This window comes from Pseudoalteromonas sp. S4741, from assembly GCF_005886135.1.
Taxonomy (GTDB): Bacteria; Pseudomonadota; Gammaproteobacteria; order Enterobacterales; family Alteromonadaceae; genus Pseudoalteromonas; species Pseudoalteromonas tetraodonis.
The window spans coordinates 1-857 of sequence record NZ_PNCN01000319.1 but is presented as its reverse complement, the minus strand read 5'-3'; the positions used below and the strand labels follow the sequence as shown (position 1 = coordinate 857).

General features: G+C 37.9%; 2 protein-coding genes. Both read left to right on the top strand.

Annotated features, from left to right (window positions below):
* Positions 1 to 295 precede the first annotated feature (295 nt).
* A complete protein-coding gene (rpmB, locus tag CWC30_RS18310) occupies positions 296 to 532 on the top strand; it encodes a 50S ribosomal protein L28 (protein ID WP_008464111.1) in 237 nt (78 codons plus the stop codon).
* Positions 533 to 543: 11 nt separating this feature from the next.
* Entirely contained in the window at positions 544 to 699 is a 156-nt protein-coding gene (gene rpmG / locus CWC30_RS18305) for a 50S ribosomal protein L33 (RefSeq protein ID WP_004587947.1), read from the top strand.
* The last annotated feature ends 158 nt before the right edge of the window (positions 700 to 857 follow it).

Here is an 857-nt window from a genome sequence, read left to right as displayed (position 1 = left end):
TGCCGAACGGGGACTGATTTGAGTTTATCGTTTACAGATATGTGCTAAAAATGAGCGGTTTAGTGCGTTTTGGCAAATTAGTTTAATTTAAATGCAGTTTTTACTTTCCCTAAGGGCATTCGATCTTTATAATTAGCCGCTATCAAATTTACACATGAGCTGGTTGGATAAGATCAGTATTTGATCTTTGCCTGTAAAAGCTGTATAAAGAGCGCCCTTCGATTTATCTCTAGGGCACAAATACATGGCCTTAGGGAAAATTAAGCTCGAGCGAAGTTATTGGAGATATATAGACATGTCTAAAGTATGTCAAGTTACAGGTAAGCGTCCAGCGGTTGGTAACCACCGTTCACACGCGAGAAACGCGACTAAACGTCGTTTCCTACCTAACCTACAAACACACCGTTTTTGGGTTGAAAGTGAAAAACGTTTTGTAACATTACGCACTACTACTAAAGGTATGCGTATTATCGATAAAAAAGGCATTGACACGGTTCTTACAGAAATCCGTGCTCGTGGCGAAAAAGTTTAAGGAACTGAATTATGCGCGATAAGATCCGTTTAGTTTCAACTGCTGGTACTGGTTTTTTCTACACTACCGACAAGAACAAGCGTAACATGCCTGAAAAAATGGAAATCAAAAAATTCGATCCTAAGGCTCGTAAACATGTGATTTTCAAAGAAGCTAAAATCAAGTAATTTAGTTTTCTTTCAGAAATGTAAAAACCCAGCTTATGCTGGGTTTTTTGTTTTTAAAATCTGCTCTATCATCCACCGAAACCATATCACCGTAATGATACCCATTGAATTAAATCGCTAATTGGCTTTTGTTAAGCACCACGAATTATTCCGTAGAT

Coding starts and splice junctions, on each gene's coding strand:
- rpmB (WP_008464111.1), top strand. CDS start 296: ATGTCTAAAGTATGTCAAGTTACAGGTAAGCGTCCAGCGGTTGGTAAC.
- rpmG (WP_004587947.1), top strand. CDS start 544: ATGCGCGATAAGATCCGTTTAGTTTCAACTGCTGGTACTGGTTTTTTC.